Annotated in this window: 4 protein-coding genes; 1 reads left to right on the top strand and 3 read right to left on the bottom strand. The window is 40.0% G+C overall.

Annotated elements, in window-relative coordinates; genetic code table 11:
• The first annotated feature begins 200 nt into the window (after nt 1–200).
• On the top strand, nt 201–1748 hold the full coding sequence (locus HMPREF9078_RS01995) for a DUF4301 family protein (RefSeq protein ID WP_009419049.1): 1548 nt from the start codon (nt 201–203) through the stop codon (nt 1746–1748).
• A 111-nt stretch (nt 1749–1859) separates the two neighbouring features.
• Here HMPREF9078_RS01995 and fabG read toward each other — a convergent pair whose 3' ends face one another.
• The 3 genes from fabG to hutH form a co-directional block, all read right to left on the bottom strand.
• On the bottom strand, nt 1860–2594 hold the full coding sequence (gene fabG, locus HMPREF9078_RS01990) for a 3-oxoacyl-ACP reductase FabG (RefSeq protein ID WP_009419047.1): 735 nt from the start codon (nt 2592–2594) through the stop codon (nt 1860–1862).
• Between the two features lie 161 nt (nt 2595–2755).
• Nucleotides 2756–3115 carry a four helix bundle protein gene (locus tag HMPREF9078_RS01985; RefSeq protein WP_002674823.1) on the bottom strand — a complete coding sequence of 120 codons (360 nt, stop codon included), beginning with the start codon at nt 3113–3115 and terminating at the stop codon, nt 2756–2758.
• Between the two features lie 173 nt (nt 3116–3288).
• A complete protein-coding gene (gene hutH, locus HMPREF9078_RS01980) occupies nt 3289–4803 on the bottom strand; it encodes a histidine ammonia-lyase (protein ID WP_009419046.1) in 1515 nt (504 codons plus the stop codon).
• Between the last annotated feature and the right edge of the window lie 678 nt (nt 4804–5481).

Below are 5481 nucleotides of genomic sequence, written 5' to 3'. Positions count from 1 at the left end.
CTCATTTCCTCATTTCCTCATTTCCTCATTTCCTAATTTCCTAATTCTCTAATTTGCCACATACTCAGCTGTCATAAATTTTACCTTTTACCTTCCAAAAACTTTTTTTTGCTTTTTATTTGCTTTTATCTTTTTTTGTTTATATCTTTGTCCTCTAAAACAATCGTAAGTTTTAGAATGTTAAACGAAACTATTATATTATGAATGAATTAACAGAAAAAGACCGCCAATTGCTCATTAAAAAAGGGATCTCCGAAGAAATACTCGATGCCCAAATAGCGCAATTCAAACAAGGAATTCCTCCTATACAACTGTATAAAGCCGCTGTGATAGACGATGGTATTATTCCGCTCAGCAAAGAAGAAGCCGCCAAGTACGCTGCTATATACCAAAAACGAAAACGAGGTAACACTATCCTCAAATTCGTGCCTGCCTCTGGTGCGGCTACCCGTATGTTTAAAGCTCTTTTCGCTTTCCGAGACGATTTCGAACCCGATCGTGAGTCATTTATAGCTTATGTCAATAGAACAGGTAACAAGGAAGTTAAAACCTTCTTCGAAGGTCTCGAACGCTTTGCCTTTTATCCTATCTTAAAAGTTGCTATTGATAAAAATCACCCCGACTTTTCCTCACTAAACGAAGATATCCAAAAACACATCATCGTCAATACGCTTCTCAATGAAGAAGGGTTGGGCTATGGCAATATGCCTAAGGGATTATTACCTTTCCATAAGCATTCCGAGAAAATCGCTACTCCTTTTGAAGAGCACTTCCGCGAAGCAGTACTTTATGCCTCCGATGAGGAAGAAGCCCACCTGCACTTCACCATCACCGAGCAACATACCGAAGCTTTTTATAAGGAACTCAACCATATCAAACCTATACTCGAAGAACGCTATAACATTACTTTCGATGTAACTTTCTCTTACCAAAAACCAAGTACTGATACAATTTCGGTAACCGAAGATAATGAGTTTTTCCGCGACGAAGAAGGCAATTTACTCTTCCGCCCTGCGGGTCACGGAGCGCTACTCAGCAACCTCAACGATATCGATGCCGACATCATCTTCATCAAGAATATTGATAATGTGGTAGTGAAAAAGTATACCGATGAGACCGTGTTTTACAAAGAAGCGCTCGCCGGAAAACTATGTGAAGTACAAGACGAAGTGTTTAAAATCCTACATCGTATAGATAATGATAAGATTAAGAAGAAAGAGATTAAGCATATCCTCGATTTCCTCAAAGAAATTAATATCTCTGTTCCCGATTATCTCTATAAATTCCGCCGTCAATATGCTATGGAGTTTATCAAAGAGCAACTGAATCGCCCTATACGCGTATGCGGAATGGTGAAGAACGAAGGAGAACCCGGTGGAGGTCCTTTCTGGGTGAAAGATGGAGAAAACTATAGTTTACAAATCATCGAATCTGCACAGGTGAATATGGCAGATGCCAAGCAAAAGGAAATTTTCCAGCAATCTACTCACTTTAACCCCGTAGATTTGGTTTGTGGCACGAAGAACTATAAAGGCGAGAAATTCGATTTACAACAGTACGTAGATCCTAACCAAGCCTTTATAACTTCCAAAACCTTTATGGGCAGACCGCTAAAAGCTCTCGAACTCCCTGGTTTGTGGAACGGCTCAATGGCTCACTGGATTACCCTATTCGTAGAAGTACCTATCATCACCTTCAACCCCGTAAAAGTAGTAAACGATTTATTGAAGAAAACTCACCAAGGATAATTCTTTATTAACAATTGATATTATTAAGAAAGCATTGGCAAAGGTCGTGCTACGACCTTTGCCAATGCTTTTTGTGTAATAACCTTTTACCTTTTATCTTTTACCTTTTACCTAACTATACACTCCCCCGTTGATATTAATCACTTCTCCGGTGATATACGAAGCTTTTTTAGAGACTAAAAACGATACGAGGTCAGCTACTTCTTCGGCTTCCCCAAAACGACCTACCGGTATAAGTTTCACGAGGTCTTCTTCGTTGAGAGAAGAGGTCATATCAGTGCGTATAAAACCAGGAGCAATGGCATTCACGGTGATGTGTCTTTTGGCTACTTCTTGCGCCAAGGCTTTGGTAGCCGCAATAATCGCTCCTTTGGCAGCCGAGTAGTTAGTTTGCCCTGCGGTTCCCTTCACTCCCGATACCGATGAGATGTTGATAATACGTCCATAACGATGGCGTAGCATCTTTTGGATAAAGAAATTAGTTACATTGTAGAAGCCGTCGAGGGTAGTGGAAATCACCTTGCTCCAATCCTCTTGGGGCATCCACATAAAGAGTCCATCACGGTTAATACCCGCGTTGTTCACAATCACCTCTACTACGGCATCTTTATTGTCGTGTTGCCATTTGGTAAGGGCTTCGGTAGTACTTTGGTGGTCAGATACGTCAAAGCGTATAATCTCTCCCTCACGTCCTAATTTCTTGATGTGATTGAGTGTTTCAAGTGCAGCTACCTCATTGTTTTGGTAAGCAATGAGTAAATGATAATCGGTGTCTTGTGCGAGCTTTTCGCATATAGCGCGCCCTATACCTCGCGAACCACCTGTAATAATAGCATACTTTCTCATTTTATTTAGGTAAGAGGTAAGAAGTAAGAGATAAGAGAAATAGAGACTCTTATTTTACTGAATACACTCTTGTTTAATATTTATTATTGATTTAATTTATTATTGAATTAAGTAATCCATTTTCTGCCTAAAACCGTCCTACATTTCTTACCTCTTATCTCTTATCTATTCAACTTCTCTTTTGTAGTTTTTACCGTTTGTGCAAGCATTTTAATGATTTCATCACAGTCTGCGTGAATATTATTATACTCTGTAGTTGTTAAATATTGTGCTCTATAAAGGAGCTCTAACCAATAATCTGTTTCAGCAGCTTCTTTTAAGGCTATGCTTGCTTTATTCAAATAGTCAGCATCAGAGATAGCAAATTCTTGTTCTGCTAAATTAGCACCAATACTTGTTCCTGACCTCAATATCTGTTTAGATATTACATATTCTCTTTTTTGCTCTTTCAGATATTCATATAGGTGTATAATTCTTAAAGCAAAATCCTTTGATTTATTTCTTACTATACTAGTTCTCATTTTGTTTAGGTAAGAGGTAAGAAGTAAGAGATAAGAGGGGTAGGGGCTCTTATTTTACTGAATACACTCTTGTTTAATATTTGTTATTGATTTATTATTGATTGAATTTATATATTGATTTAAGTAATCTATTTTCTACCTAAAACCGTCCTACATTTCTTACCTCTTACCTCTTATCTCTTATCTTTTAAAAAGTTGGTGGCTTCCTTCAAGTAAGTATAAAACACCAAATCTTCCTTAAAGAACGGAATAATGGCTCTTATTTCCCTATACCATTCTTTTGTAGTGCTCGAAAGCTCGTCATAACAGCCCAAGATATCGATAGCCTGCGCAATGGTGATAGCCTCAATAGCAAGCACCTGAAAAGCGTTGTTTATCACTTTATGGGTAAGAGTCGCCGCATTGGTACCCATACTCACGATGTCCTGATTGTCGTTATTGTTCGGGATACTATGCACATACATCGAGGTAGAGAGGGTTTGACACTCGGCAGTGGTGGAGGTAGCTGTGAATTGCACCCCTTGCATACCGAAGTTAAAGCCCAATTTCCCTGCGTTCACAAATGGTGGCAATAGCTCGTTGATTTTAGGGTTCAATAGGTAGTTGAGCTGTCGCTCAGCAAGCATTGTCATACGGGTAACTACCAGTTTAAGCTTGTCCATTTCAAGAGATATATAATCGCCGTGGAAGTTGCCCCCGTGATATACCTGTTGGGTAGACACATCTACTATTGGGTTGTCGTTAGCCGAGTTCAGTTCCTCTTCTACGATGCGCTCAGTATGCGCAATAGTGTCGTATACAGCCCCGAGTATCTGTGGTACACAGCGCAAGGAGTAGTATTCTTGCACCTTTTCTTTAAATACAGTTTCGTTGTGTTCTCCTTTGTAGAGGTAATCTGCACGCTTGCGGGTGCGCTTGCTGTCGTGCAAAAAGTCGCGCATCATTCGGGCGATTTCTTTTTGCCCAGTATGTTTTTTGGCGTTGTTTAATTCAGATGAAAAATGGTCGTCATAAGTCTGTACTAGCTCGTTGATAGCCGTTGTGAACTTCACTGTCCAATCCAATAGCTTTTGTGCGTAATACACATTCACCCCTGCCAAGCCCGTCATTACCGACGTGCCGTTCATCAGCGAAAGTCCCTCGCGTAAGTGTATTTGTAACGGTTTGAGTCCCACTTCGGCAAATACTTCCGCCGTAGGTCTGCGCGCGCCTTTGTAAAACACTTCTCCTTCGCCTATGAGCACTAAGGCGAGATGGGCTAACTGCACAAGGTCGCCACTAGCACCCACGCCTCCGTGTTGGAAAATAAGCGGGGTAATGCAGTAGTTCAATAGGTCGCGCATCAGTTCAATTGCCTCTATATGCACCCCCGATTTGCCTAACGACAAGCTCGTAAGTCTACACAATATAGCCGCACGCACGGTTTCTTCATCAAACACCTCCCCTAAGCCCGAACTATGACTGCGGATAAGGTTGTATTGCAACTGCAATTGGTCTTCTTTTTCAATGCGATATTGCGCCATCGGTCCAAAGCCCGTATTCACGCCATAAATGATTTTGTTCTCTGCAAAGTCTTTTAAGAAAGCGTAACTCTCTTCAATGAGGGCTTTAGCTTCTTTGCTAATAGCCACTTCTTTCTTATCAAAAACGATATCTTTAAAATCGCTGTAAGTACGTAATGTTTTCATTGTTTTTAGTTATTAATATAAATCAAGTTTTGTGTTATGTCGTAGGGGCAAAGTTAGCGAGCTGGCGCAGCTGAGTATGTGAGGCAATTCTCCCTATTAAGGCAATTCTCTCCATTAGTAATCTGGCGACAAAGATAATAACTAATTTGTAAATTAGCAAAATTTAGTACTTAGTTTTTAGTCATCAGTGATGTCCTGAGCCTCTCCGAGATTTTCTGAGAACTCCGATTAACTACACACCCTCATTTTCTAATTCTCTAATTTCCCACCTGCTCGTGTAGCTCTCACCTTGTCGTACTACGACCCTTAGTAAAATTGATACACTGATAATCAGTCGCTTTTTCAGTATATTGTAGGGGGCAATTTGCAAATCGCCCTCTAAAAACAAGCCTATTGAGTCGTAATCTATTTTTGTTTGACTATAATATCTATTCAATATATACAATACTGATTTACAATTGTATTTGTATTATAATCCGTGAAATCCAGCAACGCAGTTGCCAATCCGTGCGCATCACATTTGTCAATTGTCAATTGAAAGACTATCCGTGCAATCCGTGTAATCTGTCTGTAGTTTGCGAGCTGGCATAGCAGAATATGTGTCTAAAAGCAACTTGTTGCCTATTTGTTTGATTTGTAAAGAATTGTAAGATTTCTGTAGCGTAAGCTACACTTTTC

Origin of the sequence: Capnocytophaga sp. oral taxon 380 str. F0488 (assembly GCF_000318255.2) — a bacterium.
Classification (GTDB): domain Bacteria; phylum Bacteroidota; class Bacteroidia; order Flavobacteriales; family Flavobacteriaceae; genus Capnocytophaga; species Capnocytophaga ochracea.
Note: the sequence above shows the minus strand (reverse complement) of the source record. Positions and strands in the feature narration are given on the sequence as shown.